This window comes from 'Fragaria x ananassa' phyllody phytoplasma, assembly GCF_018274325.1.
Classification (GTDB): domain Bacteria; phylum Bacillota_I; class Bacilli_A; order Acholeplasmatales; family Acholeplasmataceae; genus Phytoplasma.
In genome coordinates, this window is sequence record NZ_JAGVRH010000001.1 from 46,357 (window position 1) to 72,120 (window position 25,764).

20 protein-coding genes, 1 other RNA gene and 4 pseudogenes are annotated in these 25,764 nt (G+C 24.6%); 6 read left to right on the forward strand and 19 right to left on the reverse strand.

The genetic code is table 11. The annotated features are described in order from the left end of the window. Positions 1-122 precede the first annotated feature (122 nt). The 3 genes from mscL to nrdE form a co-directional block, all read right to left on the reverse strand. Positions 123-602: a large conductance mechanosensitive channel protein MscL gene (gene mscL / locus J8J04_RS00220; RefSeq protein ID WP_212330687.1), complete on the reverse strand. Its 480-nt coding sequence runs from the start codon at positions 600-602 to the stop codon at positions 123-125. A gap of 328 nt (positions 603-930) precedes the next feature. Next, a complete protein-coding gene (gene nrdF, locus J8J04_RS00225) occupies positions 931-1,971 on the reverse strand; it encodes a class 1b ribonucleoside-diphosphate reductase subunit beta (protein WP_212330689.1) in 1,041 nt (346 codons plus the stop codon). A 235-nt stretch (positions 1,972-2,206) separates the two neighbouring features. Further along, the gene (nrdE, locus tag J8J04_RS00230) at positions 2,207-4,774 is read right to left on the reverse strand and encodes a class 1b ribonucleoside-diphosphate reductase subunit alpha (RefSeq protein ID WP_212330691.1); all 2,568 of its coding nucleotides are present in this window, start codon (positions 4,772-4,774) and stop codon (positions 2,207-2,209) included. 211 nt (positions 4,775-4,985) lie between these two features. Between nrdE and rnpB the strand changes: the two genes are divergently transcribed. Next, positions 4,986-5,373: RNase P RNA component class B (gene rnpB, locus J8J04_RS00235), an RNA gene on the forward strand. A gap of 681 nt (positions 5,374-6,054) precedes the next feature. On the opposite strand, the pseudogene J8J04_RS00240 reads toward rnpB, so the two are convergent. From J8J04_RS00240 to J8J04_RS00300, 13 genes and pseudogenes are all read right to left on the reverse strand, one after another. Further along, positions 6,055-6,843: pseudogene (locus J8J04_RS00240) on the reverse strand (IS3 family transposase); the annotation flags it as partial. A gap of 549 nt (positions 6,844-7,392) precedes the next feature. Then, a complete protein-coding gene (locus tag J8J04_RS00245; RefSeq protein WP_212330693.1) occupies positions 7,393-7,701 on the reverse strand; it encodes an SVM family protein in 309 nt (102 codons plus the stop codon). Positions 7,702-7,754: 53 nt separating this feature from the next. Beyond that, on the reverse strand, positions 7,755-8,138 hold the full coding sequence (locus tag J8J04_RS00250) for a hypothetical protein (RefSeq protein ID WP_212330696.1): 384 nt from the start codon (positions 8,136-8,138) through the stop codon (positions 7,755-7,757). A gap of 410 nt (positions 8,139-8,548) precedes the next feature. After that, positions 8,549-8,698, reverse strand: coding sequence for a hypothetical protein (locus tag J8J04_RS00255; protein ID WP_212330699.1), 150 nt, complete (start codon positions 8,696-8,698; stop codon positions 8,549-8,551). A gap of 617 nt (positions 8,699-9,315) precedes the next feature. Then, entirely contained in the window at positions 9,316-10,479 is a 1,164-nt protein-coding gene (locus J8J04_RS00260; protein WP_225885787.1) for an IS3 family transposase, read from the reverse strand. 111 nt (positions 10,480-10,590) lie between these two features. Next, positions 10,591-11,493: a hypothetical protein gene (locus J8J04_RS00265; protein ID WP_212330702.1), complete on the reverse strand. Its 903-nt coding sequence runs from the start codon at positions 11,491-11,493 to the stop codon at positions 10,591-10,593. Between the two features lie 76 nt (positions 11,494-11,569). Beyond that, complete coding sequence (locus J8J04_RS00270) at positions 11,570-11,869, reverse strand: hypothetical protein (protein ID WP_212330705.1); 300 nt, start codon at positions 11,867-11,869, stop codon at positions 11,570-11,572. 89 nt (positions 11,870-11,958) lie between these two features. Then, complete coding sequence (locus J8J04_RS00275; protein ID WP_212330708.1) at positions 11,959-13,749, reverse strand: hypothetical protein; 1,791 nt, start codon at positions 13,747-13,749, stop codon at positions 11,959-11,961. Positions 13,750-13,936: 187 nt separating this feature from the next. Next, positions 13,937-14,272, reverse strand: a complete 336-nt coding sequence (locus J8J04_RS00280; protein WP_212330712.1) for a hypothetical protein — start codon at positions 14,270-14,272, stop codon at positions 13,937-13,939. Between the two features lie 114 nt (positions 14,273-14,386). Continuing rightward, a complete protein-coding gene (locus J8J04_RS00285) occupies positions 14,387-14,569 on the reverse strand; it encodes a hypothetical protein (RefSeq protein WP_212330715.1) in 183 nt (60 codons plus the stop codon). Between the two features lie 17 nt (positions 14,570-14,586). Beyond that, the gene (locus J8J04_RS00290; RefSeq protein WP_212330718.1) at positions 14,587-14,880 is read right to left on the reverse strand and encodes a hypothetical protein; all 294 of its coding nucleotides are present in this window, start codon (positions 14,878-14,880) and stop codon (positions 14,587-14,589) included. Next, positions 14,837-15,436, reverse strand: coding sequence for a hypothetical protein (locus J8J04_RS00295; protein ID WP_212330721.1), 600 nt, complete (start codon positions 15,434-15,436; stop codon positions 14,837-14,839). Before J8J04_RS00295 ends, J8J04_RS00290 begins: the two co-directional genes overlap by 44 nt. An 11-nt stretch (positions 15,437-15,447) precedes the next feature. Continuing rightward, positions 15,448-15,906 (reverse strand): annotated as a pseudogene (locus tag J8J04_RS00300) (DnaB-like helicase N-terminal domain-containing protein); the annotation flags it as partial. 483 nt (positions 15,907-16,389) lie between these two features. On the opposite strand from J8J04_RS00300, the gene J8J04_RS00305 reads away from it, so the two are divergent. The 5 genes and pseudogenes from J8J04_RS00305 (at position 16,390) to J8J04_RS00320 (ending at position 20,746) form a co-directional block, all read left to right on the forward strand. Beyond that, the gene (locus J8J04_RS00305; RefSeq protein ID WP_212330726.1) at positions 16,390-16,584 is read left to right on the forward strand and encodes a hypothetical protein; all 195 of its coding nucleotides are present in this window, start codon (positions 16,390-16,392) and stop codon (positions 16,582-16,584) included. Between the two features lie 283 nt (positions 16,585-16,867). Then, a pseudogene (locus J8J04_RS00310) lies at positions 16,868-17,211 on the forward strand (YqaJ viral recombinase family protein); the annotation flags it as partial. 2 nt (positions 17,212-17,213) lie between these two features. Beyond that, positions 17,214-17,321, forward strand: a pseudogene (locus J8J04_RS03075) (IS3 family transposase); the annotation flags it as partial. Positions 17,322-17,902: 581 nt separating this feature from the next. Next, the gene (locus tag J8J04_RS00315; RefSeq protein WP_212330729.1) at positions 17,903-18,718 is read left to right on the forward strand and encodes a hypothetical protein; all 816 of its coding nucleotides are present in this window, start codon (positions 17,903-17,905) and stop codon (positions 18,716-18,718) included. Positions 18,719-20,014: 1,296 nt separating this feature from the next. Beyond that, positions 20,015-20,746 (forward strand): amino acid ABC transporter ATP-binding protein, encoded by a 732-nt coding sequence (locus J8J04_RS00320; RefSeq protein ID WP_212330732.1) that lies wholly within the window; start codon positions 20,015-20,017, stop codon positions 20,744-20,746. Between the two features lie 1,313 nt (positions 20,747-22,059). Here the strand turns inward: J8J04_RS00320 and tsaB are convergent. The 3 genes from tsaB to gyrA form a co-directional block, all read right to left on the reverse strand. After that, the gene (gene tsaB / locus J8J04_RS00325) at positions 22,060-22,671 is read right to left on the reverse strand and encodes a tRNA (adenosine(37)-N6)-threonylcarbamoyltransferase complex dimerization subunit type 1 TsaB (protein WP_212330735.1); all 612 of its coding nucleotides are present in this window, start codon (positions 22,669-22,671) and stop codon (positions 22,060-22,062) included. A gap of 184 nt (positions 22,672-22,855) precedes the next feature. Beyond that, positions 22,856-23,077, reverse strand: a complete 222-nt coding sequence (gene tsaE, locus J8J04_RS03080; RefSeq protein ID WP_334199379.1) for a tRNA (adenosine(37)-N6)-threonylcarbamoyltransferase complex ATPase subunit type 1 TsaE — start codon at positions 23,075-23,077, stop codon at positions 22,856-22,858. Between the two features lie 135 nt (positions 23,078-23,212). Beyond that, positions 23,213-25,702, reverse strand: a complete 2,490-nt coding sequence (gyrA, locus tag J8J04_RS00335; protein ID WP_212330739.1) for a DNA gyrase subunit A — start codon at positions 25,700-25,702, stop codon at positions 23,213-23,215. Positions 25,703-25,764: the final 62 nt, after the last annotated feature.

The following is a 25,764-nucleotide window of genomic DNA, read 5'->3' on the forward strand; positions in this document are numbered from 1 at the left end:
ATAAAAAGATTTTCATTGAAAAAAGATGAAATGCGAATATGAGATGATATAATAATTGTTTTAATTTACAATAAAAAAAAGACTATTTATTAAATAGTCCCTCTGATGATGTTTGTTGACTGCTAGTCTTTTTTTGTTTTTTTGTTATTTATTAGTTGTTTCTTATTGGGGAGCTGTTGTAATATTTCTTTAATTTCTTTTAATAAAGTAACTTCTTCTTTTAAACTTTTTAAAATAGTGGCTGTTTCATTTTTGCTTGTATCTGATGTTTTTTTGGATGTACGGATAAAAATAGTTAAAATACTATAAATAACAAATGAAAGCATTACGAATTCTAAAATATTTTGTAAAAAATTGCCATAATTAAGATAGACATCACCTTTAATTTTAAACCTTAAGTCTTTTAAAGCAGAGGTATAACCAAATAATAAAGAAAAAGGAGGCATAATGATATCCACCACCAAAGAACTTACTATTTTAGCAAATAGTTGCCCAATGACAACAGCAACGGCTAAATTCATGACATTACCGCGAGTAATAAAATTTTTAAAACCCTTGGTGAACTTTAAAGATTTTTCAGCTAAGTTATGAGTATCGATCATAATAAAAAAACTCCTTTGATATTTTATATAAAAAAATATATATTTTTAAAATATGATATAAGTTGAGAAATGATGTCGCTATAACTAGAAATAAAAGTGAAAGAGAGAAATAAATGAATAAAATTATGATTAAAGAGTAAATGAGACAAATTAATCAATTGAGGAATTATTTTTGAGAGTAAAATAAATTTTAACTCCTTTATTATAACATTTTTTAATATGAAAAAATTATGTTTTATTAGAAATTAGGAATATTAAAGAATATTAAAAGAAAATAGGACATTGTTATTATGAAAAATCCCTTGATGATTTATTTTGTTTATTTTTTTTAACAATTATCAAAATAAAAATCTTCATCTTTTAAAGTTTCAGAACGCATTTTTTGATAACCATTCCCTTTCATGGAAAAATTATCCATTGTTTTAGTTTCGGTATTAAGACCGTTAATAATCACAGGATTAACATCTTCAGTAGGAAAATAAGGGTCAAAACCTAAGTTCATTAAAGCTTTGTTAGCGTTATAACGAACAAATTTATTAACATCATTTTCTAAGTTTAATTGATGATAAATTGTTTTAACTAATAAAAGTTGTTCTTGATATAAAATTTGCATTATTTTATCAAGCCATTTATTTAAAGCTTGTTGTGTTGGGATATCAAAAAAACGATATAATTCTATTGCTAAACGTCCGACATAAACACCATGAATGCTTTCATCTCTGATAATTAAATTAATAATTTCTCCTGCTTGCATCAATTGTCCTTGGCCATAAAAATATAAAGGATAATAAAAACCGCTATAAAATAACCAAGTTTCTAAAAAAACAGACATTGCCATAGCTTGCCATTGTTTTTTTTGGAATTCAAGTTGATTAAATTGTAGGTCTTTTATTTTTTTAAGATAAATATGTTCTTCTAGGGTTTCATAAACTTGAATAATTTGTTTCATAATATTTTGTAAATTAATTTGTTGTTTCCCCCATGAAAAAAGTTGATTAATTTCTTGGTTGCTTAAAAAACTCATAAAAATATTAGAATAACTTTTAGCATGAACAGCATTTTCCATGGCTCCCATAAAATTAAGAGTAGCTTTTTTTTGATGTTCTTTTTCATCCAAAGAAAGAGCAATAACAGGGATTCCTAAGTCTCCTTGGTAAGTATCTAAAAAAGTTAATACTAAAAGATTACGATTGTATACAGTTTTTTCTTCAGGGGTTAGGTGGTTCCAGCAAGCAAGATCTCCTTGTAAACTAATATCTTCGGGGCGCCAAAATTGGCTTAAATTTTGTTCATAAAAAAAATGTGTGTATTGATCTTCTAATTGATTCCAATTAGCTCCTTGGTATATTTTTGATAAAAATTTTAGCATTTGAACTCCTTTATAATAAAGATATTTGATTTTATTAGATTAGTTTTTGTTTTTAGAAGAGTTATGTTATTGTTTCTTTTTTTTTTTTTTGCTTTTTCATATTTTTTCATATTTAGGATAAATGGGTAATTGGTAAAAAAAGTGATGATAAAAGAAATAAGAAAGAAAGTGATACAAAAAGAGAGACTATCTAATGAAGATAGCCTTGTTGAGTTAAAGAGAAAAATTAATGAGATTAAATGCCACAAGCTTCACATTCATCAATTTTTAATTTTTGGGTACGAGTGTAATAAAGGGTTTTAATTCCTTTATGGTGAGCATAAAGATAATATCTTTGTAATTCTCTGGTAGTGATATCAGAAGTAATTCCTAATTCAAAGGAAATACCTTGATCAATGTGTTTTTGGGCATTTGCAATGACATCAATTAAATCATATTTATTCATTTTATAAGCTGTTGTATACATAAAAGCAGCTTCTTTTAAACCAGGCATTGGACAATAAGTTTTAGAATTACCGTAAGTACGTTCTTCGACTAATTGTTTGATTGGGGTTAGGGAAGGAGTAGCACCCATGATGTAACCGATAGAACCATTAGGAGCAATAGCTAAACGATGTGAATTGTAAAGCCCAAACTGTTGAACGTCTTGCTTTAACTGTTGCCAATCGTTTTGGGTTGGTAGGTTGATGTTGGAAAAGATTTGTTTTACTTTAGGTGTTTTTGGTAGGATTTCGCCACGATTGTTAAAATAAGAACCATTGGCATATTTTGATTTTTCGAATCGATAAAACTTTTGTCCTGTTTGACGAGCTTTTTGGCAAGAGTGTAAGATACTATAGTAATTAACAGCATTGAAAAAAACATCAATTAAATCTTTATTTTCAGAGCTTCCAAAAGTAATATAATTTTGAGCTAAAAAACCGTGATGTCCCATGATACCAAAACCAACACTACGATTAAGACGGTTTGCTTTTGCAACAGCGGGTACATAATTGATATTGGTGTTATTAGCAACAGTATTCATCACTTCCATAGCCATAAAGACAGTTTCTGCAATAGTATTATTTTTAATCATATTACCCATATGACCTGATGCTAAATTACATGAAATATCAAGACCAATTTGGTCTTGGGAAGTTTGGTGATAAGAAGTATAGTGGGAGGTAATAGTTGGTTGTAGGATTTCAGTACAAAGGTTAGAAAATTTAACTTGTAAATCAAGAGGATTTTTTTGGTTAACGTTGTCACAAAACATTAAATAAGGATAACCTGATTCTCCTTGCATATGAGCGATTAGTTCTAATAATTTACGGGGGTTAATGGCTTTTTTGCGGACTTTAGGGTTATTGACTAAAATATCGTACCAATGATCCATGTTAACAGCAATATCAGCAAAGTTTTGGCCGTATTCTAAAAAGACAGTGTGGGGATAAAAGGTATACATAGTTTGATTAAGACGGGCTAATTCAATCATTTTATTAGGGACAACAACTCCTAAAGATAAAGTTTTAATACGGACATCTTCGTCAGCACTTAGTTTTTTAGTGTTTAAAAAGTCTTTGATGTCGGCGTGGAAAACATTTAAATAAACTGCTCCTGCTCCTGTTCGTTGTCCCATTTGGTCAGCATAACGGAAACTATGGTCTAATAATTTACAAACTCCAACTACTCCTTTGCAAACTCCTTCAATTCCTTTAATTGTTTCTCCTTTGGCACGCAAGTTAGTGATGTTAATAGAGACACCGCCGCCAATTTTAGAAAGTTGCATAGAAAATTCATTAATGCGGGCGATATCATTTAAAGAATCCCCTGCTTCTAATAAAAAACAAGAAACAAATTCGCCACGATGTTTTTTGCCGGTATTTAATAAAGTAGGGGTTGCGGGAGTAAAATCTTGGTGAATTAAAGAAGTAATCATTCTTTGAGCAATTTCAAAATTTCCTTGAGAATGATAAAGAGCATTGATAGCCAAACGGTCTTCATAAGTTTCTAAATAATATTGCTTATCTCTTGTTTTTAAAGCATAATCATGATAAAATTTAAAAGCTCCCATGAAAGTAGGAAAACGAAATTTTTTACGATAAGCTATTTGATAAATAGTTTTAATTTGTCTATCATTGTATTTAGTTAAAAAATCACTTTCATAATATTCATTATTTTGCAAAAAAGTTAGTTTTTCTTTTAAAGTAGGGAAACGTTTTAATTTAGGTTCTATTTCTTCTAAGATAAAACTTGTTAGGGCTTCTTGATCTTTTTGTAAATCTTTAATATAACCATTTTCGTCAATAATTTGATTATTGAGGATAATCCAAGGAGGTAAAGTTTTTTGAATATGGGAGTTACTTGCTTTCTTTTCTATTAAAGGAGATGTCTGATGGGTGTTTTGGGAGGGTAAAGATGGTAGTTTTTTTTGATTGCTATATGCTAAGAGCCATTTTTTTAAAAAAGATTTTTCTTCTTGTAAACCAGATCCTTCAAATTTTAAAACTAAAGGAATATTATAAGTAGTTGCTATAATATCACCAGCTTTGCCATAATTGGAACCCCAATTTTTATTTCCAGAAACTGCCACTCCAATAACTAAAGAGATGTTTTTATCTAAAAAGTTTTTAGTGTCTTTTGATACTTCACCAAATTTAACACTACGAGTTAATAAAAAAAGCTTTTCGCAAGAACTATTATCTTTGTTATAATCATTGACATGTTTGACATTAGCATCTAAACTTTGAGCCATTTCATAAACTTGACCTTTGAATAAGCCATCATAAACTATTTTAATTTTTTGTTGTGCAACTACAGACATAAATTTCTCCTTTTTATAGAATTCATACTATTATTATATCAATTTATATTAATAATTTTTTTATATAATAACAATAATTTTTTTTAAAAGTACTGTTTTATTGGAGCGAAGTAAATAATGAATCAATATATAAAAAGAAAATAGCTAAATGCATTAAATAATATTCTTTTATTTGATCAATTTAATCAAATTTGATAAAATAAAAAGGGTCAATAGAAGGTGATCGAGATTTAAAAATATTATTATTTTTAAATTTAGGAAAGTCCATGTTGGCACATGCTGCGATTGCATGTAGTGTTTGTGTCTAAGGAATTCATAACTTAGAGTACTTTGAAAGCAAAGTAACGGCGTTTTTTATTTCTAAGGATTAATTATAAATTAATTTATAATTATATTTATGAAATAAAAGCTGAAAGTGTCACAGAGACGAGTTAATTAGAAATAATTAGGTGAAACGTGATAAACCCCTCAAGCTAACAACCCAAAAAAATGGTAGGGGCATGTAAAACGATGAAATGAAGTCAGTTTTACACTACTTTTATAGTAGCAGATAAATGATCACACTTGTTTTTTAACAAGACAAAACATGGCTTATGCATATTGACCTCCTTTCTTTTATGAAACTATTACAAGTTATTATAAGAAAAGCCAAACTATAATTATATATTCATATAATTAAAACCAAACAAATAATTTAAACACTCTTTTATTTAAATTATTTGTTTGGTGCTTTTCTTTTGTTTCTTTATTCTTTTTCTTTTTATTTTCTTGTGTTTATTTTGCTTTTTCTTTTGTTTTATTTTCTCTATTATCTTGTATTTTATTCCCCTCTTTATTCATATTGATAAAATAATATTTGCAGTTAATACTTTTTTATTACTTTTTTCCGTATTTTTATTGTTTTCTTTTTAGTTTTAAGTAAAATTAAAGGGTAGAATATAATTGTACGCTATTTCGTTTTTTAATACAACTTTTGTCTTTAAAATTGTTCTTTAAGACTTAAAATTAAGTTGATAATTGCATATCTTTTCAAACTAACAAAGTATTTTGATTAGATTAAAATGTGTCTAATGTTTTTCATAATTTGTTAGTTTCAAAAGATATTTTTTTAAATATTTTACCTCTTCATTATATAGTTAGGTAAAAAAAGTTAAAAAAAAGTGTTAAGAAAATGAAAAAGAAAATGATTTTTATTGTTAATAAAAACATTTTATGCAAAAAAAGAGCAAAAAAGTTACCTTTTTTAAAAGGTCTGGTTTTAGATAATATTTTAAAATGATTTATCTTAAATTTTGAGGATATTGAAAAGTCGAAAGATGATTTAATTTAGTTAAGAGCCATTTTTTATTCCAAAAAGAAGGGAATTGGTTAATGATTTTGCTTATTTTTGCTGGAGATTTTTGGAATAAAAAAGGATCGCGATAAAATACTTTTCATTTGGCCAAATAAGTTTTCAATTACTGCATTATCTCTCGGATTGGCTTTTTTTGACATGCTGATAAGAAAACCTTTTTTAACTAAAATTTGTTGTATTTTTTGAGATTGATAAACTGTACCTTGATCGGAGTGGATAATACAAGGTTTTTTAATTTAGGAATTATTTTGATAGTGTTTAGAATTAAATCTTTATTTTGACGATTAGAAATATATGAGGCAATAATTTGATTATTAAAAGAATCAATAATGCATGAAAAATATAAAAAACCTTCATTTGTTTGAAAATAAGTAATATCCGTAAAGAGTTTTTGCATCGTTTGGGTTGTTTTAAAGTCTTGTTTAATTAAATTAGGGACTATATTTAAATTTTCTTTTAAAGAACGATAATGATGTTTATTCTTTTTAATTCTTAAACGACAACAAATTCCTTTTTCTTTCATAATAAGATAAACTTTTTTCTTAGTGATAGTTTCATTAAATATTTTTTGGTATAAATCAGTGATTTTTCAATGTCCTAATAAATATTCATGAATTTTACATAAAGATTCAATACGTTTTTGTTGTAAAAGATATTTTTCTTGTTTTAATTTTAATTTTTCTTTTGTTTTTAACCAGTAATAATAGGTACTCCTTTTTTTTATTTCCATCGTTATTACCCTTTCTTAAATAATGAGATAATATATTTAAAGAAATAATAAATAAATTTAAGAATAAAATAAAAAGATTTTGAAATAAAATCAATTAAACATAATAGATGAGGTAAAAATAATAAAAGAATTGTTAATAAAACTAAATTAATCCATTGATTTTGATAGGTGAAGAAATGATTATTGACATTATTAAGGCCATTATTTAATTTTGTTAACCAAGTATTAATTAGATTCCATATGATTATTAGTTTTATTAGTGATTAGATATTGATAAAATTGAACTACTGTTCTTTATTTTAATCTTTGGATGTTTAATTGATAAGTCAAAAAACAGAATTTGATTAAATAATTAATAAAAACTAAGGGGATTAATAAGATAAAGATAATGATGAAAAAGATGATGTTATTCGGTAAAGATGTTAATATTTTTTTTTAATGAACATATTTAATAGTTCCTTTCTTTTAAAAGTATTGGGAAATAAAAAAAGACCCTTAAAAAGAGTCTTTGATTGGTAAATATTTTATTTTTAATTATTTTGTCATTTTTTTATTATTTTTAGAATTTATAGATTTTTCTTCGTTTTTTTGTTTTCTTTTTTCATTTTGAGATAATAATTTTGTTATTTTATTTAAATTAATTTGTATTCCTTTTTTATTAAAATATTCAATTCCCTCACTGAATTGTTCTACAACTTCTTCAAAAATATCAAAATTATTTTTTTGTTTATTTTTATCATTTTCCATTGCCATTAATTGGTGATTATTAATTGTAAATAATATTGCTATAAAACTAATAAAACAAAAATAAATTGTTTTAAATTGTTTTTTTAATTTAACCATAAATCAAATCTCCTTTAATTTTTATTTTTACCACCCACTAGGGTGTTTTTTGTTCATTTCGGCTTCTTTAGTTTTATCATTATTGTGTTTATGAAGATGGATAAAGTACAGAGAACAGGGAGACGGTCTTGGATAGTCATTATTTCAAAAGAACTTTTATTAGTTTTATCGTTAAGTTGTTGTTGGTAATAACCAATGCCATTTAAGCAATCGAATTTATTATAATAAAATTCGATCATATAATTAGTTCGGCCGTTATGATCATTTTCTTCCCATTCTCTGATTTTATTAATGTCAGTTTTATTTAAGTTAGGAATAGGATTTTTAGGAAGTTGAATAACCCCTGTTTCATTTAAGATGATAAAAACAATCAAAGCGATAATGATAAAAATAATTATTAAGAAAAACCATTTGATTATTTTTTTAATTTTGATCATATTTATTAATTCCTTTGGAAGAATTTTCAATATACAAGTATTTTAACATATTTAACTTTTTAATTAACCTTAAAACCATTTTTTGAGCCAAGAAGTTATTGGTTCGATAATTTTATTATTAATATTTGTGCGGATAGGCTGGAAAGAGCCTGACCAAGTTTTTTTGATTTTATAATTGTTTTTTTATTTTCTTGTATTTGGCGGTTGTGGAGATTAATTTTTTCTTATTTTTTTCCAACTTTATTCTAGTTGCTTCGTGTTGTTTTTTTTCGGTTTTTAGTTTTTCTTTCAGGGTTTCAATTTCATGTCGGAGTTCAGCGTTTTCTTGGAGGTATTTGCCTGAGGCTGATTCTAAGGTTTTGATGGTTCCTTCTAAAGATTAGATGTTGATACCTTGTTTCACCCATTTATCAATTTGTTTTTAGAGTATCATCACTTAAACGGTTGATTTCATTAGCTTGGTTATTGATTATTTGGTTTAATTGGGTTATTTCTTGTTCTTTTTGAGTGATGATAGTTTGATATTCCGTTTCTTTTTGTTGAAATTCAGTGGTTAACAAACTGACCCAAAAAAATGGAACCAGTTAAGAACAACACTTTTTAAGAAAAAAAAATATAATTTTTTCTCAAAAAAACAAATTGTCTATTGATTACTTTTATTATAACTTAAAATAGATTTATGTCAACATAAAAATTATTTATAATTTATTTTAATAGTATTTAAAGACATAATCTAAATAAGAGTATAATATAAGTATATATATAATATAAGAGTATAATATAAGTATATATATAATATAAGAAAGAAATAAAAAACTTTTGAATAGTTTTTATTTCTTTCTTATATATTACTTCAAATATATTATACTCTTATATTTAGATTCTTGTCAATATTAAAATTTAAATAAAATTATTTTTTTACACAATTATCTAAAAAATAAAAATTAAGAAAATAAGTTAACTAATAAAAAAATAAATAATCAAAATAATGCCTTTTAAATTAGGTTATATTTATAGTTAGTGGTAAACTTCTAATTTTAGTTTAAAACTCCATATAGGGGCAAAATAATGTGTTTTAGAGGTATTATAGTTGTTGAATGTAAACCATTTTTTAACCATAAGAATGAAAAACCAACACAAATTGCCCTCCTTAATTGAGGGCATGAAATTTAATCATTTATTTATTAATATTTTTATATTCTAAAGGTGATAAATAGTTTAAGGTTTTTATTTTTCGATAAGTATTATAATACTTGATATAATCATTAATAATTTCTTTAACTTGAAATTCATTAAGATTTTGCATTTTTTCATAATGGATAGTTTCACACTTCATATTTGCCCAAAATGATTCCATACATGCATTATCAGTTGGCGTACCTATTGTTGAATAACTTGCAATTAATTTATTTTCTTTTAAATAAATTTGATATCTTTTAGATGTATAAACACTACCTCTATCAGAATGGATAATACAAGGTTTTTTTAATTTAGGAATATTTTTTAAAATATCTAAGACGAAATTAATATCTGCCGTCTTAGATATATTATAACTAATAATCTCGCGGTTGTGTAAATCCATAACAGCTGACACAAATAATTTTTTATTATCAACCCCAAAAGGAATATAAGTGATATCAGTACATAATTTTTCTAATGAATATTTCGCTTCATAATTATTTTGAAGAAAATTTTTTAAGTTATTTTCTCTTTTAATGGCCAAATCATAATAATATTGAGGTTTATGTTTGATTCTTTCAGATAATAGACCAAATTTACGCATCAATTTTAATACTGTTTTAGGATTGATCTTAAAATCAACATCTTTTAATTTTTGATGAACCACCCGATATCCCAAACGTCTTTTTCTTCTTCCATCTGTTGTAATATATGAGTTTTGTTTGCATATTTGAAACAATGTTTTTTCCAAGTCATTATGTGGCCTAGGATTAATACTTTGTTCGAGCCACCGATAATAACTATTTTTGGAAATATTAAGCCATTTTATTAATTGATTAAGTGAAATATCTTGTTTATATTGGTTAATAATATCTAAATATAATTTTCTGTTTTTTCTAAATGTAGTGGCGAGTTTCTTTTTAATTTTAGTTTTAATTAAAACATCTTCATTGGGTGTTGTGTGTAATTGTTTCTTCCTACCAACTGTTTGTTCTAATCGACTCGCCCCTTCTTTTTCATACAATCTAACCCAAATATAAATTTGACTGCGATTTTTAATTTTTAATTCTTTTTGAATTTCTTGGTTTGATTTTCCACTTTCTTTCATAAAAATGGCTTTAAGTTTAATTTTTAGGGAGTAAAAGTTTAATTTCTTTAACAATTAAAAACTCATTCCTGTTTATTTTTTAACCATTTTTAATTATAAATGATATTTTTAAAATTAAACCAATTTTCTTCAATGTTTTTGCTCCCATTTTCTTTTTCCTTTCTTTTATAAATCAGTTCTACCAGTATTAAATTTTTCAGTAAAGACACTTATTATATTGCGGACTGGGTTAAAATGGAGATGATATTTTTTGCTTACAGGCATTTTTACACCACGATCATAATAAAATTGATTAGTGTGTAAAATAGTTTCACCAATAAAATAATCTTTATCTAAATCAAGTAAATATTTAGGTCCTTTATAACTTATTTTGACAATATTGGGGTCTTCGGGATGTTCTATTTCAAGAGCACACGCCCTATCCATTTCAGGGTAATCAGCCATTAATAAACTACCATCGGCTGGATAAAACCCTGATCGTCCAAAGTAACCTTTCCATTCTGAAAAAGGAGTATCCAAAAACACATCATCCATTTCTCCCATTAATAAATCTTTGGGCTCTTTTTGAGTTTGTAAACGTTCTTGGATTGATTTGATCCCCTTTAGTTTTTGAATATCTGCTTCTGTTTTGTGATTAGTAATATATTTATCATCAATTTGCTGATAAAAATCCTTGCCATAAGTTTCTACTCCGATTTGTTCCAATTCAACTTTATGTTTGTGATCGTTTAATAATATAATTTTTTCTTCATCACGTTCTTGTTTCATTTTAGCAATTTTGGCATCATTAATTGCTTTTTGTTTCACATAATAACCTAATCCATTTAAACCATAAAAAATCCATTCTTTTTCCACCATTTTAATATTTGGCGGGATTTGAGTTCGATGTTTGATATAATCGTCCCATTCTTTAATAGTATTTACTTTTGTCTCTGGGATGGCTACTATTTTCCTTTGTTTAGGTGTTTTTGGTAAATTAGATTTGTAAATAAAAAAACTAATTGTTAATGTGATTAAAATTAAAATAATAAAAACGATAATCTTATTTTTAGAAAATAATTTTTTCATTAAATTTTTTCTTCCTTTGTTTATCAATATTAAATATTTTAACACATAAACAAAAATTTTTGCTTGAAAAAACTTATCATTTAAACCAATCTAATAATTTATCAATTGGTTTTGAAAGCCAAGGGATATCAGGTGTCTTATATTGATTGTTAGTCCATTCTGTTTGATCTTTTAATTTTTTCATTGCTGTATCAACTTCTCTTTGTTTAGCCATTAATTTTTCGAAAAGTATATCTTTTTGTTTTTGCTTTTCATCCCTATCTTCTTTAACTGTTATCAATTCAGCATTTAAGCGATTAATTTCTGCTTGCAATTCTTTATTTTCTTGTGCTAGTAACTTTTTAGCCCCTTCTAATCCTTTAATTTCACCTTCCATTTCTTTGATTTGTTGATTTTGTTTTTCAATTACTTCTTGTGAGTTTTTTAATGATTCTCCTAAACGATTAACTTCATCTCCTAAAGTTGTTACTTGAAGTTGGAGACTAGCAATTTCATCATCTTTAGTTTTAATAGTTTCTTTTTAAACTCTTTTATTTTTTCTTTTTTAGTTTCTAGTTGTTTCACTAAAAATTCGTTCGCATTACCGTTTCTTAATAATTCATCTTGTATTTCTTGCATCTCTTTTTCTAGTTGATCATTTTCGGTTTTTGATTCATGAAGTTGTTGTTGTATTTTATTTAAATCATTAGTATATTTATCTCTTAAAGTTTTATTTTCTAATTTTAAACCATCAATTTCACTTCTAAAACCTTGCTCTTTGATTTCTAGTTGTTGCATTTCATCTTTTAAGGTTTTGATGTGACTTTCTTTATTTCGGATTTCGATTTCTAAGGTTTGATCTGGTTGCTGATTATTTAATAAATCATTATATTCTTGTTGACAAGCCCCTAATTCTTGAGTTTTTACTTTTAGTTCATCAAAAATTTTATTAGAAATTCTTATTTTTTCTAAAGTTTTTTCTGGGTAATTATATTTTGGAGGAGTAATACTTAATTCACTGCCAGGATTTAATTCCCAAGTTACTTGTTTGTTAGGTCCATCTTCATAAAATTTATAACTAGATATGGTTGTTTTTGTATTATTAAATGCAGGTGTTACACTATTAAAATGATTGGAATACATATCAATTCTTATATAAAATAATTCCTTGTTATCAATTTTTATTGGATTACTTGACATTATTTGGACTTTATCTTTTGTAAAATCTCGATTAGCCCTAGCATCTCTCATATCTTCTGCGTTCAATATAGGAGAAACTTTAATTTCAAAAGGAACAGGAGAATAATACACCACTAAATCTTTCATTTTTCCACTATTGAGGAAAAAACCTTCATTTGCTTTTATTTCTGCTTGTTCTTTCCAATCATTATAATCTTGTAATGTTTTACTCATTTCTTGTTGTAAAATATTTTGTTGTTCCTGAAGTTTTCCTAATTCTTGGTTAATATTGTTTATTTTAATTTGTTTTTCTTTTAATTTCTCTCGTAATTGTTTGGCATCTTCATTATTTTTTTCAATTTGTTGTTTTAAATCTTCAGTTTCTTTTTCCAATTGGGTAACAGTATTTTTGTAGTTTTTGATTTGGCTTTGAATTACTTCTAGGGTTTTTTGATGCTGTTCCCTTAAATTTATTTGTTCATTTTGTGTTTGAGTTAATTCTTGTTCTAAATCGTTTTTATCTTTTTGTAACTGTTTGATTTTTTCATCTTTTATTTGTAATTGAACTTCGAAATTAATGATTTTTTCTTCTAATTCTTGTTTTAGAGGTATAATAGTGTTTTGTAATTTTGATTTTTCTTCTAATGATAATTGTTGATTTTTTAATAATTCATTTTCTTTTTGTCTTATTAAAATTTCTTTATCGTTAATTTCATTATTTAATTTTTCTAAATCTTGATCTTTTTCTTTTATGGTTTTTTCTAAAGTTTCAACTTTAATTTTAATTTGAGTGATTTCATTATTTTTACTATTGATAGTGTTGTTTAAATCATTAAGTTCAATGGTTTTATTAGCAATTTCTTTTTGTAATTTATCTTTTGTTTCTTGACTTAAAGTTTGATTTTCTTTTAGTTCTTTATTTTTTTGTTCTAATGAGTTTTGCAAAAAAGTTTTGTCATGTTCAAAATTCATTAATTCTAATTTTTGGCTTTGTAGCAAAGCTTCTAAATATTTTTGTTCAGTTAAATTTTGGTCTTGTTGCAACTTTTCTGCTGCTACTTTTTTTTCTATTTCTTCTTTAATTTCTGGTTTTTGCAAAAAGATTTCATGTTTTTGCTTTGGTGTTGAAAAAGAATCCTCAGGAGTAGAATTTACTCCTGATTCTTTATTTTTTTTTTTTTTTGAAGCTCTTTTTCATATTCTTCATTATACTTTTTCTTTAATTTTTCTTTTTCCTCTCCCTCGGGCAACCTATCGATATCTGCTTTATTAAAATGTTTTTCAACTATTTCTTGTGATTGAGATTGGGGGAAGTCGTTGTATCTTCATCTTTAATTTGCCAAAAATTAAATATTCCTGTTGTTGCTAATGCTGTAACTACTAAACTCAAAAATGGACCTATAATAGGGATTACCCAAAATAAAACTGCGATAAAAAAAGTAATTGCTATAATAACAACTGTAGCTATAATTTTGCTTACTGTTTCGCCAATATTTAACTTATTTTGGAAAAAATCTTTAATATATCTCATTATAATTGTAAAAGGTTGTGAGGCGCCATTCCATGCCACTTTAATGCCTTTAAAACCTTCATCAATTACTTCAGCAAATTTTGGAAACACTTTATAAAGTCCAATTCCCAGAAGACCTAAAATTAATATAAATGGTACCAATTTAAATAAAACATTAGTAAACTTAGGCCACCAACTTTTTTGTTTTGTTTCAACTATTATTTTTTAATGTTGGTTTTGTTTGATTTTTTTATCTTTTGTTTTGGTGGGGATTTTATTATTTTGAACAGTAACTTTTTTTTGAGATTTTGGAATAGTTGCTTTCTTTTTGTTTTTGGAATTTATTTTTTTAATCTTTTTTTGTTTTTTTATTTTTTTTTGCTTGTTTAATTTAGTTATTCGTTTCATTGTTTTTTCCTTTCTTTTTACTTATTTTCAATTAAATCAGTTTTACCAGTATTAAATTTTTCAGTAAAAACGCTGATGGTATTGCGGACTGGGTTAAAATGGAGATGATAAGTTTTGCTTACAGTCATTTTCACACCACGATCATAATAAAATTGATTAGTGTTTAAAATAGTGCCACCAATATAATAATCTTTATCTAAATCAATTAAATATTTAGGTCCTTTGTAGCTGATTTTAACAATATTGGGGTCTTCGGGGTGTTCGATGTCAAAGTTTACAAGTAGAATGATGAACCCATAATAAATTATCATCAGTTGGATAAAACCCTGATCGTCCAAAGTAACTTTTCCATTCTGAAAAAGGAGTATCCAAAAACACATCATCCATCTCTCCCATTAATAAATCTTTGGGGATTCTCTTTTTATCAAAAATGGCTTCAATTTTGGCTCTTCTTTCGCCTTCAATATTGTTTTTCATCACAACATATCTTTCACGAAGTTCATTATAAATTCCATTTAATCTATCAAAAGTCCAAGATTTTTCTATAATAGTTTTATCTTGTTTTTGCAGATATTGAACTATTCCTTGACGCCATAATTGATATTGTTCTTCACATTCTTGTCTTCTTTTTTCAACTTCTTGTAATGGAGTTTTAGTTTTTAAAATAACATCTTCCAAAGCTTCATCTAAATCAGAAGGTAACATGACTTCATGAAGTTCAATTGGTTGATTTTTTTCTCTTAATTCTGATTTATGAGTATTAGTTTTATAATAAGCAGTTTCAATTAAGGTAGTTAAATCACGGTTAGAAATTTTTTCTGTTGCTTCTTTTTTGGTTTGATTATATTCAACTAATTTTTTTGCCATAGTTTTTAAGTAGGAATAAGTGTGGAAACTGATATAAATGGTGATTTAGTATTTTGAATAAAACCTTCTACTTGAGTTTTAACTGTTTGTAAATAATTATGAATATTTTTAGTTTTTGATATTTCACTAGGTAATTGCTGGATCAAAGTTAATAAATCTTTTTTTAATGAATTTTCCTTAATTAAATCAATATATGTTTCTAAATATTGACTCGAAGGAGTCATTTCAGTTAACTCAATTAAATAATTAATTCCTCCGATTTTATTTAAATGATTGTTATTTTTTAAAATAGAACTTACAGAAATATAATCAATATCATGATTTTGTTTTTTAAGTTGTTTCATTGCTTCAAAAATATAACGATGACTTAGATTATTAAAATTGTTGGTATTAATCAAACTTATAACAGCATCTAGTTTTTCAGGGTTTAAAAACAATGTTCCTAATAATGCTTGCTCCGCTTCTAACATTTATCTTCCTTTTTCCATTTGGGTATAAAAAAATAGCCAAACTGTTTATTTTTAATCAATAAACAATTTGGCTATTTTGTTGTTCTTAACTGGTTCTATTTTTTTGGGGCACTTCATTATAATATATTAAGCGAAAGATATTATAAATACTGTCTATTAATCAAAAATCTAGAAAAACAACGAAATTTAATTTTTGAATTAAAAGAAAATTACCAACATATAAATACTTTTGTAAATATTCCTGAAGATTTATTCAAAAAAGAAAAATCTAAATTAAAAGAATTAAATCAATTAGTATTATTTTTTAATCAAAATAATATTTAAAAAAACAAAACAACAAAAAAATCATAAAAATATTTTTAAAAATTATAAAAGAATTATTTTTTTAAAAGTAAATTAAATTAATCATAAAACTAAGACCTTTTTCTAGGGTCTTTTTTTATTACACCATCATTTAAAAAAAGAAAGGAACTAATTAAAAATATGTTCAAAAAAATATTAACCTCTTTACCAAATAACATCATCTTTTTAATCATTATCTTTTTTATTAATTATTTAATCAAATTCTACCTCTTCACTTATCAATTAAGCATCCAAAGATTAAAGAAGGGAATAGTAGTTCAATTTTATCAATATCTAACTACTAATAAAAATCACAATCATGTGGAACCTAATTAATACTTGGTTAGCTAAATTAAACAATGGTTTTAATATTGTCAATAATTATTTCTTAACTTATCAAAAACAATGGCTTAAATTAGCTTTATTAATTATTATTTTATTATTTTTACCTCATATATTATGTTTAATTGATTTTTCTTTTTAAATCTTTACATTATATAATTAAATTCATTTATTATTTCTTTAAATATATCATCTTATTATTTAAGAAAGGGAAATAACGATGGAAATCAAATTATCCCAACGTACCAAAGAATAGTATCAACATCGTAAAAAATTTATCAACGCTTCTGAAATCGGCAATATCACAGGCAATGACAAATTCCGTTCTTTAGAACAATTAGTCCATGACAAATATTTGGCACTATTTTCACAAGCAACAAATACACCGAACATGGTAACAAAATGGAACCTATCGCCCGTACTTTCTTTGAAAAAACCACTCAATTAAATTTCCCTGATACAATTTTTACTGATGACAAAATCCAAATGTTTCCATTCTCCCTTGACGGTTATAATGCTAAAACCAACACCCTCTTAGAAATCAAATGCCCTTATGTTGATGAAAACAACAACATATCAACATCTTGGAACGGTTTTTTTTTGCAAATCAAGATTCCAATTCCAAAATAAGTAAAATTATTAATCAATTCCCTTCTTTTTGGAATAAAAAATGGCTCTTAACTAAATTAAATCATCTTTCGACTCTTCAATATCCTCAAAGTTTAAGATAAATCATTTTAAAATATTATCTAAAACCAGACCTTTTAAAAAAAGGTGACTTTTTTGCGCCTTTTTTTTAATAAAATGTTATTATTAATAATAAAAATTATTTTCTTTTCATTTTGTAGGAGATTTTTTAACTTTTTTTACCTAATTATATAATGAAGGGATAAAATATTAGTAAAAATATCTTTTGAAACTAACAAATTATGAAAAAACATTAGACACATTTTAATCTAATCAAAATGCTTTGTTAGTTTGGAAAGATATGAAATTATCAACTTATTTTTTTAGTCTTAAAGAACAATTTGAAAGACAAAAGTTGTATTAAAAAAGAACAGTGCACAACCGCCGATAATAACTATTTTTATTAATATTAATCCATTTTATTAATTTGTTTTAATTTTCATAGAGATTATCAGATTTTTTGAGCACTTACAATTAAAAAAAACAGAATAATATAAAATAATTGTTAAAACTTAAATATTTATTATATAATAATTCTATAAGAAGAAATTTCTTTATGATTTATTAACAATTTAATTTTTTTTCTTATAAAATTATTAAATAAAGGAGGATTTTTATTTCTTTAATGAAAAAAGAATATAAAAATTTTTTTAAAATAAATTTTAAGTTATTTTTTATTTTAATTATAGCTTTATTATTAATAAATAATAATATTTTTGCTAATAAAAATAAAAATGATAACCCATCTCAAAAAATTAATTTAATACCGCAACAACTATTTCATGAAATGAATCCTATAATAACACCATTTTCAGATGAAGTTTTTATATCAATACCTATGCCTAGTTTTTTTGTTAATAAATTAAATATTTTATTATATCCTCACAACAATGAAGAAGGGGTTTTCGAGAATCGTAAATTTGTTTTTTGTCATAACGAAAGAAACAAGTTAAAATCAATTAAAGAATATATAAATAATATTAATGATAATAAAGATGATTATAAATTTGACTATTCATTTGTTTATAAATATAATTCTGATGAACAAATTAAAGTTGCGACAATAGATTCTAAATCAATGAATTTTGAATTTGAAAGTTTTTATAACAAAGACCAAAAATTAATAAATATCAATGCAAAATTTTTAGGTGATATATGTATGAGATATGTTCCTACTTATGAATTAAATAAAAATAATGAATTGTTATTAGATAATGTTCACATATATGATCAAGATAATACATTAAATTGTTTATATGAATATATATATGATGGCCCTACAAAAAAATTATTATTTATAATATATATAAAACCCTCTAATAATTCTAGCGAAAAAAGTAAAAAAATTATTTACCATAATATATATAACACAAAAGGAGAAATAAATAAAATTGAAAAATATATAAATAATAGTATTGTTGAAATTATGCATCAAAATTAGTAAAAATTATCAAATTTTGATTTGTAAAATTCGAAGTATATTTTAAAATTTTATATAATATATATAAAAAAATAGCAATTAAGATCAACTTTTAAGTTGATTTTTTTTGTTTTTTTAGAAAAAATAAAAAAATTTATTTATCTTGTCTAAAAATTAAAATGTAATTTGATTATTCTTTTATTTGAGTCTTTAGAAATGCATTTGATAACATAAAGATAGTAATCAGATTAAATAATAAGAATTAAATAAATAGAAATAAATAATAAAATAAAGATGATATTAGTCATTAAAAATACGGATATTTTTTTGATGAATAATATATATGAAGTAATATATACTTTAAATTATACTTACCATACTGAGTCTTAATATAAAGAGTATAATAAAAATAATCAATAGACAATTTGTTTTTTTTGAAAAAAAATTATATTTTTTTTCTTAAAAGGTGTTGTCCTTAATTGATTACATTTTTTTAGGGTTTAAAAACAATGTTCCTAATAATGCTTGCTCCACTTCTAATAATTTATCCTCCTTTTTCAGTTTGGATATAAAAAAATAGCCAAAACGTTTATTATTAATTAATAAACAATTTGGCTATTTTTTTGGTTCTTAACTGGTTTCATTTTTTTGGGGCAGTTGAGACCCAATGAATATCTTGTAAACAACCCTAAAGGTATCACTTGGTGGTTTAATTATTAAATATAATTCCATTTTGCTATTCCAAATAGTTAGGTAATTCATCTAAAGATAGTTTATCATAATAAACACAAATAAAATCAGGTTTAATAAAATTAATTTACATAGATAAATTATTTATTTTAAATTGTTTAAAATCAAAATTCATTTTTTCTTTTAAAAAATTAGATAAATAAGTAAAAAAAGGATAAAAAGTAGTAACTTGTTTTTTTATAAATAAAGATTAACTTTCATGAAATAATATGAATCATTCTAAAAGTGTCTAAACTTTTGGAATGACTCAAAAATATCACCCAAACTCCTTTTTTGAAATTATTTTATACTTTTTATTAAAAAAATATTAAAAATTTCTTGACTAATAAAAAAAAATGATGTATAATTATAATTAATATACTTTTATTATTTTTTTATTAAAAATAATTCTCAAAATTCAAAAGTATATAATTATATTAAAGTTATTTTTAAATTGTATTGCAATCATAATAACGTTTTTGATAAACTAAAAAAATAATTTAAAAAATAAAACAAAAGTAAACTGTACCTTCATGATATTAGTTTTATCTTTAACAAAAAAACAGAAAAATAAAAGGAAGTAAAAAAATGGAATATTTAATCGAAATCCAAAATTTACAAAAAAAATTTAATGATCAAAAAATATTAAAAAATATTAATTTGAAAATTAAAGATAAGGAAATTATTACGATTATTGGACATTCTGGTTCAGGTAAAACAACTTTATTAAAGTGTTTAAATCTTTTAGAAACCCCTGATTCAGGAGCGATTATAATAGATAAACAAAATATTTTAAATCAAGGTATTAAATTATCAGAATTAAGAACTAAAGTAGGAATGGTATTCCAAAGTTTTAATTTATTTGAAGGAAAAACTGTTTTAGAAAACTGTTGTTTGGCTCCTATAAAAGTTTTAAAAGTATCACAAGAAAACGCCGAAGCAACTGCTATTGAAAAATTAACTGAAATGGGATTAGAAGATTATGTTAATTATGATGTTAACTTATTATCAGGAGGACAAAAACAACGGGTTGCTATTGCTCGAGCTTTATGTATGAAACCTCAAATTCTTTTACTAGATGAACCTACTTCAGCTCTTGACCCTGATTCTACTCATGAAGTTTTACGAGTATTACAAAAACTATCTAATAACAAAAAAATTACTTTAGTCATCATTACTCATGAAATGAATTTTGCAAAAAAAGTTTCGCATACTATTTGTTTTTTAGAAAAAGGTAAAATCATTGAAAAAGGGCCTTCTAAAGAAATTTTCGAAACTAATAAATATCCTAAATCAAAAGCTTTTTTTGAAGAATTTTAAATTAATTATCATAAATAAAAATATTTTAACCTTATTTATCGAAAATTTTATCCTTTTTGTTCCTTTTAATCTTTTTAAGAAAAATTAATCACATAATATTATAAAAATAATATTTAAATATCTTTTTAAATATAAAAAAATTATGTTCTTAACATAATAGATGTATTATTAATGACTTTTACAAAAATAAGAATGCCCTATCTTATGGAATGTATCGGTGATAATCGCTATATGAAAATAGAACAATTTCGAAACGTAATTAAACTTTTAATATTATTTGTCATATTGGGTATATTTAGATTATTTAATCATTAAATTTTGTGCCTCTAAAATATCTTCTTTAATTTTTTATGATTTAAGTGTAAATTTATTTAATAAAATTCAAACTTTTTCTCTTAACAAAGTACAAATATTAGGTATTTCTGTTTTAATGAATCGTAGTTTTTTTAATATCAACTAAATAATTGGTTTTATTTCTTTTTTTTATAAAATCACCATTTTAGCCCTTTATTATGCTAATGATTTATCTTTATTCTATCTGCCGCACCTATCTTTCCTTATCATGTAGTGCTATTATGGCTATTTCTATATTAATATATCAATCTTTATTATTGGACATACTTATAAATTATCAGAACAACAACAAATTACTTTAGAAACAATGAATTCTCAAATTAGATCTAATGTCATAGGGATTAAAAAAATATTAAAACCCTAAACACTTTTAACAAAAAAATAAATAAATTTAATCATATTAACACTTATTATAACAAACCATCCGTTAAGAAATTTAAAATAATGTCATTTATGAAGCCCTTCTTTTTATAATTGGTTAATCTAGATATCATAATTACTATAGGTTTAGACGCATGATATATGCGCCTTCAGTTTGTTAATGCCCCAAAACTTTTAACCATAGAAGGATATTTATATAATTGTATTAATTTATAATTCCATATTTTATTTGCAATTCACCATTTTTTATTATTATTTAAAATTATCCCTAAAACTATGGTATCTACTAATAAAATACAAACTCTTTTAAATTATTAATCCTTTAAGCCAAACTCAACCTCAAAACACCATACCTTTAAATAACAAAATTACTGACTTTGATAAGATTCATGAAAATGACACTAGTTAAGAACAACACTTTTTAAGAAAAAAAATATAATTTTTTCTCAAAAAACAAATTGTCTATTAATTAATTTCATTATAACTTAAAATAGATTTATGTCAACAGAAAAATATTTATAATTTAGTTTAATAGTTTTTAAAGACAAAAGTTGTATAAAAAAACGAAACAATGCACCTTATTTTATATTATCTTTAATTATCTTTTGATCTTTTAATTGACGTTCAGCTTGAGTTTTTACTAAATAATTAGGAACCAATAAATGAGGATTTAAAACTTGTGTCATAAAAAGATAAATATTATCAAGCGATATCTTAATGCTTTCTAAAGAAATTAAGATATGATTTTTAAAAGATTGTAAAAAGGAACTATCATAGCGTCCTTCTTTTAAACAAATTTGCTTTAAGTTTAAACTTAAAGCAAAAAAAGAATTATTTCTAGCATCTATTAAAGGAGTTAAAAATTGGGAAGAATAACCACTAGTTAAAAGAATTAAACTACTAATTTGATATAAAGGAATTTGTAAAGTCCAAGCTAACATTTTAGCAGTTAAAACAGATACTCTTGTACCAGTGTAAGAACCAGGGCCAACACCTACTATAATAAAATCAAGGTCTTTTAAAGTTATGTTATTTTCTTTTAAAACGGTATCTATTAAAGAGATAATAGAAGCGACATAATCTTTTGATATAAGTGGTTGTTTTAAGGTTTTAATTTGATTATTTTTGCTTAAAATAATTATTTTACCTTTACTAGAAGAATCTAGGATTAAAATATTTTTTGTTTTCATAATGAAATTACCTTTTTAAAAAATTGTTACCCAAAAAAGAAAATTATATATTTTGTGTCATAGTAATTATTCGTTGCTTTTCGTTAATAAAATTAATTTTAATCAAAAAAATAAAATTAGGAAAAAGATAGCGATGGTCTTGGGGAAATTCAACTATTAAAATATCAGGATTAATAAATTCTTCTTATAACTTCTCTAAAAATTCTTCTTCTAAGGGTACTTTATATAAATCTAAATGATAAACTTTATGATTAGTAGTTTCATAAGTTTTCATAAAGACAAAAGTAGGACTAGTAACAATTTCATTAATTCCCAAAGATTGAATCAAACCTTTAGTACAAATTGTTTTACCAGAACCTACAGTTCCTTGTAACAAAATAATAGTTTTTTGAATTCGATTAGGAATTTATTGACCTAACCAAAAACCTAGTTTTTTAGTTTCTTAAAAAGAATTAGTTAATTGATTACAATATATCATTTTTAAACCACTTTTTTAATAGTCTTGATGTTGGTGGAAAAAAGGGAAAAAAATCAATCACAATTAAACATTAATTTTTAAAGAATCTTCTTTTTGAATAATAGCTGCTGAAACAGCTTTATGAGTGCTTTTTAATTTAATAATTTTAGTTCCTTGTGTCGCTTTATTTTTAGTTTTTTTAATATTTTCAATAGAAACCCTTACTACTTGTCCTTTATCAGAAGAAATAATTAATTCATCAGAAGGTAAAACAACTTTTAAAGCAATTAGTTGTCCTTTTTCAGCATTCACTTTAATAGTTTTAGAACCTTTACCATTACGAGATTGAATACGGTATTGATTAATATTAGTAACTTTGCCAAAACCATTTTCAGTCATCACTAAAATACTTTGGGTTAAAGAATTATCAGCAAAAACAGCAGCCCCAATTAAGAATTCTTCTGAGCTTAAACGCATACCCATAACTCCCATACTATTACGGCTAGTTTTTCTAGTTTGCATCTCATCAAAACAAATAGCATTACCATTATTAGAAGCTAAAACAATAGTATGTTGTCCATTAGTTTTACTAACTGTTAACACTTCATCTCCTTCTTTTAACCTAATAGCAATTAAACCTCTTTTTTTAATATTATAATATTCTTTTAAAGGGGTTTTTTTAACTATTCCTTTTTTAGTAGCAAAAAATAAATAATCTTGGATTTGGTTAAAAGATTTAACATTTGTGAAAGAAGTTAAAAATTCTCCCTTTTCAAATGGTAAAAAATTAATTAAAGGAGTTCCCTTGGATTGTTTTGAACCTAAAGGTATTTCATGTCCTTTTAATTGATAAACTTTTCCTTTATTAGTGAAAAACAAATGATAATCATGAGTAGAAGTAATAGCTAAATGTTCAATGAAATCCTCTTCATAAACTTTCATCCCAGATACTCCTTGACCACCTCTTTTTTGTTGTTTATAAGTATCTATTTCCATACTTTTAATATAACCTTTATTAGTAATAGTGATAATAAGAGATTTTTCTTCAATCAAATCTTCATCTTGATAATCAAGCAAAGAATCAAAATTAAGGACTGTTTTTCTTGGATCTTGATATTTCTTTTTAATTTCTAAAAGTTCTTTTTCTAGTATTTTTTCTTTTTTAGTTTGAGACTTAATAATACTTTCACATTCATTAATTTCTTTAGTTAAATTAACTTCTTCTATGATTAATTTTTGAGTTTCTTGATTAGCCAATTTTTGTAAACTCATTTCTAAAATAGCTTTACTTTGGAAAATATCAAATTGATATTGTGACATTAATTTTTGTTGAGCATCTTTAACATCAGCAGATTTTTTAATTAATTGAATGGCGTGTTCAATATCTTTTAAAATAGTTAAAAAAGCTATCACTAAATGTTTACGAGCATTAGCTTTTTGCAATTCAAACATTTTTTGACGATTAATAACATTAATACGGAAATGAAAAAAAGCTTCTAAAATTTGTTTTAAAGAAACTAACTGAGGTTTACGGTCAACTAAAGCTACCATATTAACACCAAAAGAAACTCTTAATTGAGAGTGTTTATACAATTGATTTAAGACGATCTTAGCGTTAGCATCTCTTTTTAATTCAATTACTATTTTCATTCCTTGGCGATTAGATTCATCTCTTAAGTCAGTAATCCCGTCAACTATTTTGTTTTTCACCAAAAGAGCGATTTTTTCAATTAAAACACTTTTTTTAACTTGATAAGGAATTTCAGTAACAATAATCGAAGTACGTCCTCTTTCAGTTATAATATGAGCTTTAGCTTTTAGAATAACTGTTCCTTGACCTGTTTTATAAGCATTTTCAAGTTGTTTTAAACCTAAAAGTTCACCACCAGTAGGAAAATCAGGTCCTTTAATATGTTGCATTAATTCATGAAGAGAAATTTCTTTATTATGGATATAACTAATTAAACCATCAACCACTTCACCCAAATTATGAGTCGGTATTTTAGTAGCCATTCCCACAGCAATCCCAGTAGCTCCATTAATTAATAAATTAGGAAATGTAGTTGGCAAAACTAAAGGTTCTTTTTCGCTACCGTCGTAATTATCAACAAAATCAATAGTTTCTTTATCAATATTTTTAATTAATTCCATGGCAATTTTAGCCATTTTAACTTCAGTATAACGCATTGCTGCTGCTTTATCACCATCAATAGAACCAAAATTACCATGACCATCAACTAAAGGATAACGATAACTAAAATCTTGAGCCATACGTACCATTGCCTCATAAATACTAGAATCACCATGAGGATGGAATTTCCCCATAACATCCCCGACAACACGAGCAGCTTTTTTATAACTAGAATGACTATAAACACCTAATTCTTTCATTCCATATAAAATACGTCTTTGAACAGGTTTTAAACCATCTTTAATATCAGGTAGAGCTCTTGAAACAATAACACTCATAGCATAACTTAAAAAAGATTTTTTCATTTCATCGCTAAGATTAACGTTTTCGATATTCCCTTGGTTAAAAATATCTTGTTCTAATTTGGATTTATCATCACTCATATTTCTTTAACCTCTTTATTTTTTTTAATATATCTATATGTCTTATTTTTTAATGTTTATTT

What these genes read in the sequence shown, in the direction of transcription:
- mscL (WP_212330687.1), bottom strand. Translation starts at nt 602, where the DNA reads ATGATCGATACTCATAACTTAGCTGAAAAATCTTTAAAGTTCACCAAG.
- nrdF (WP_212330689.1), bottom strand. Translation starts at nt 1,971, where the DNA reads ATGCTAAAATTTTTATCAAAAATATACCAAGGAGCTAATTGGAATCAA.
- nrdE (WP_212330691.1), bottom strand. Translation starts at nt 4,774, where the DNA reads ATGTCTGTAGTTGCACAACAAAAAATTAAAATAGTTTATGATGGCTTA.
- J8J04_RS00245 (WP_212330693.1), bottom strand. Translation starts at nt 7,701, where the DNA reads ATGGTTAAATTAAAAAAACAATTTAAAACAATTTATTTTTGTTTTATT.
- J8J04_RS00250 (WP_212330696.1), bottom strand. Translation starts at nt 8,138, where the DNA reads ATGATCAAAATTAAAAAAATAATCAAATGGTTTTTCTTAATAATTATT.
- J8J04_RS00265 (WP_212330702.1), bottom strand. Translation starts at nt 11,493, where the DNA reads ATGAAAAAATTATTTTCTAAAAATAAGATTATCGTTTTTATTATTTTA.
- J8J04_RS00270 (WP_212330705.1), bottom strand. Translation starts at nt 11,869, where the DNA reads ATGGAAGGTGAAATTAAAGGATTAGAAGGGGCTAAAAAGTTACTAGCA.
- J8J04_RS00285 (WP_212330715.1), bottom strand. Translation starts at nt 14,569, where the DNA reads ATGAAACGAATAACTAAATTAAACAAGCAAAAAAAAATAAAAAAACAA.
- J8J04_RS00290 (WP_212330718.1), bottom strand. Translation starts at nt 14,880, where the DNA reads ATGATAATTTATTATGGGTTCATCATTCTACTTGTAAACTTTGACATC.
- J8J04_RS00295 (WP_212330721.1), bottom strand. Translation starts at nt 15,436, where the DNA reads ATGGCAAAAAAATTAGTTGAATATAATCAAACCAAAAAAGAAGCAACA.
- J8J04_RS00305 (WP_212330726.1), top strand. Translation starts at nt 16,390, where the DNA reads ATGTTCAAAAAAATATTAACCTCTTTACCAAATAACATCATCTTTTTA.
- J8J04_RS00315 (WP_212330729.1), top strand. Translation starts at nt 17,903, where the DNA reads ATGAAAAAAGAATATAAAAATTTTTTTAAAATAAATTTTAAGTTATTT.
- J8J04_RS00320 (WP_212330732.1), top strand. Translation starts at nt 20,015, where the DNA reads ATGGAATATTTAATCGAAATCCAAAATTTACAAAAAAAATTTAATGAT.
- tsaB (WP_212330735.1), bottom strand. Translation starts at nt 22,671, where the DNA reads ATGAAAACAAAAAATATTTTAATCCTAGATTCTTCTAGTAAAGGTAAA.
- gyrA (WP_212330739.1), bottom strand. Translation starts at nt 25,702, where the DNA reads ATGAGTGATGATAAATCCAAATTAGAACAAGATATTTTTAACCAAGGG.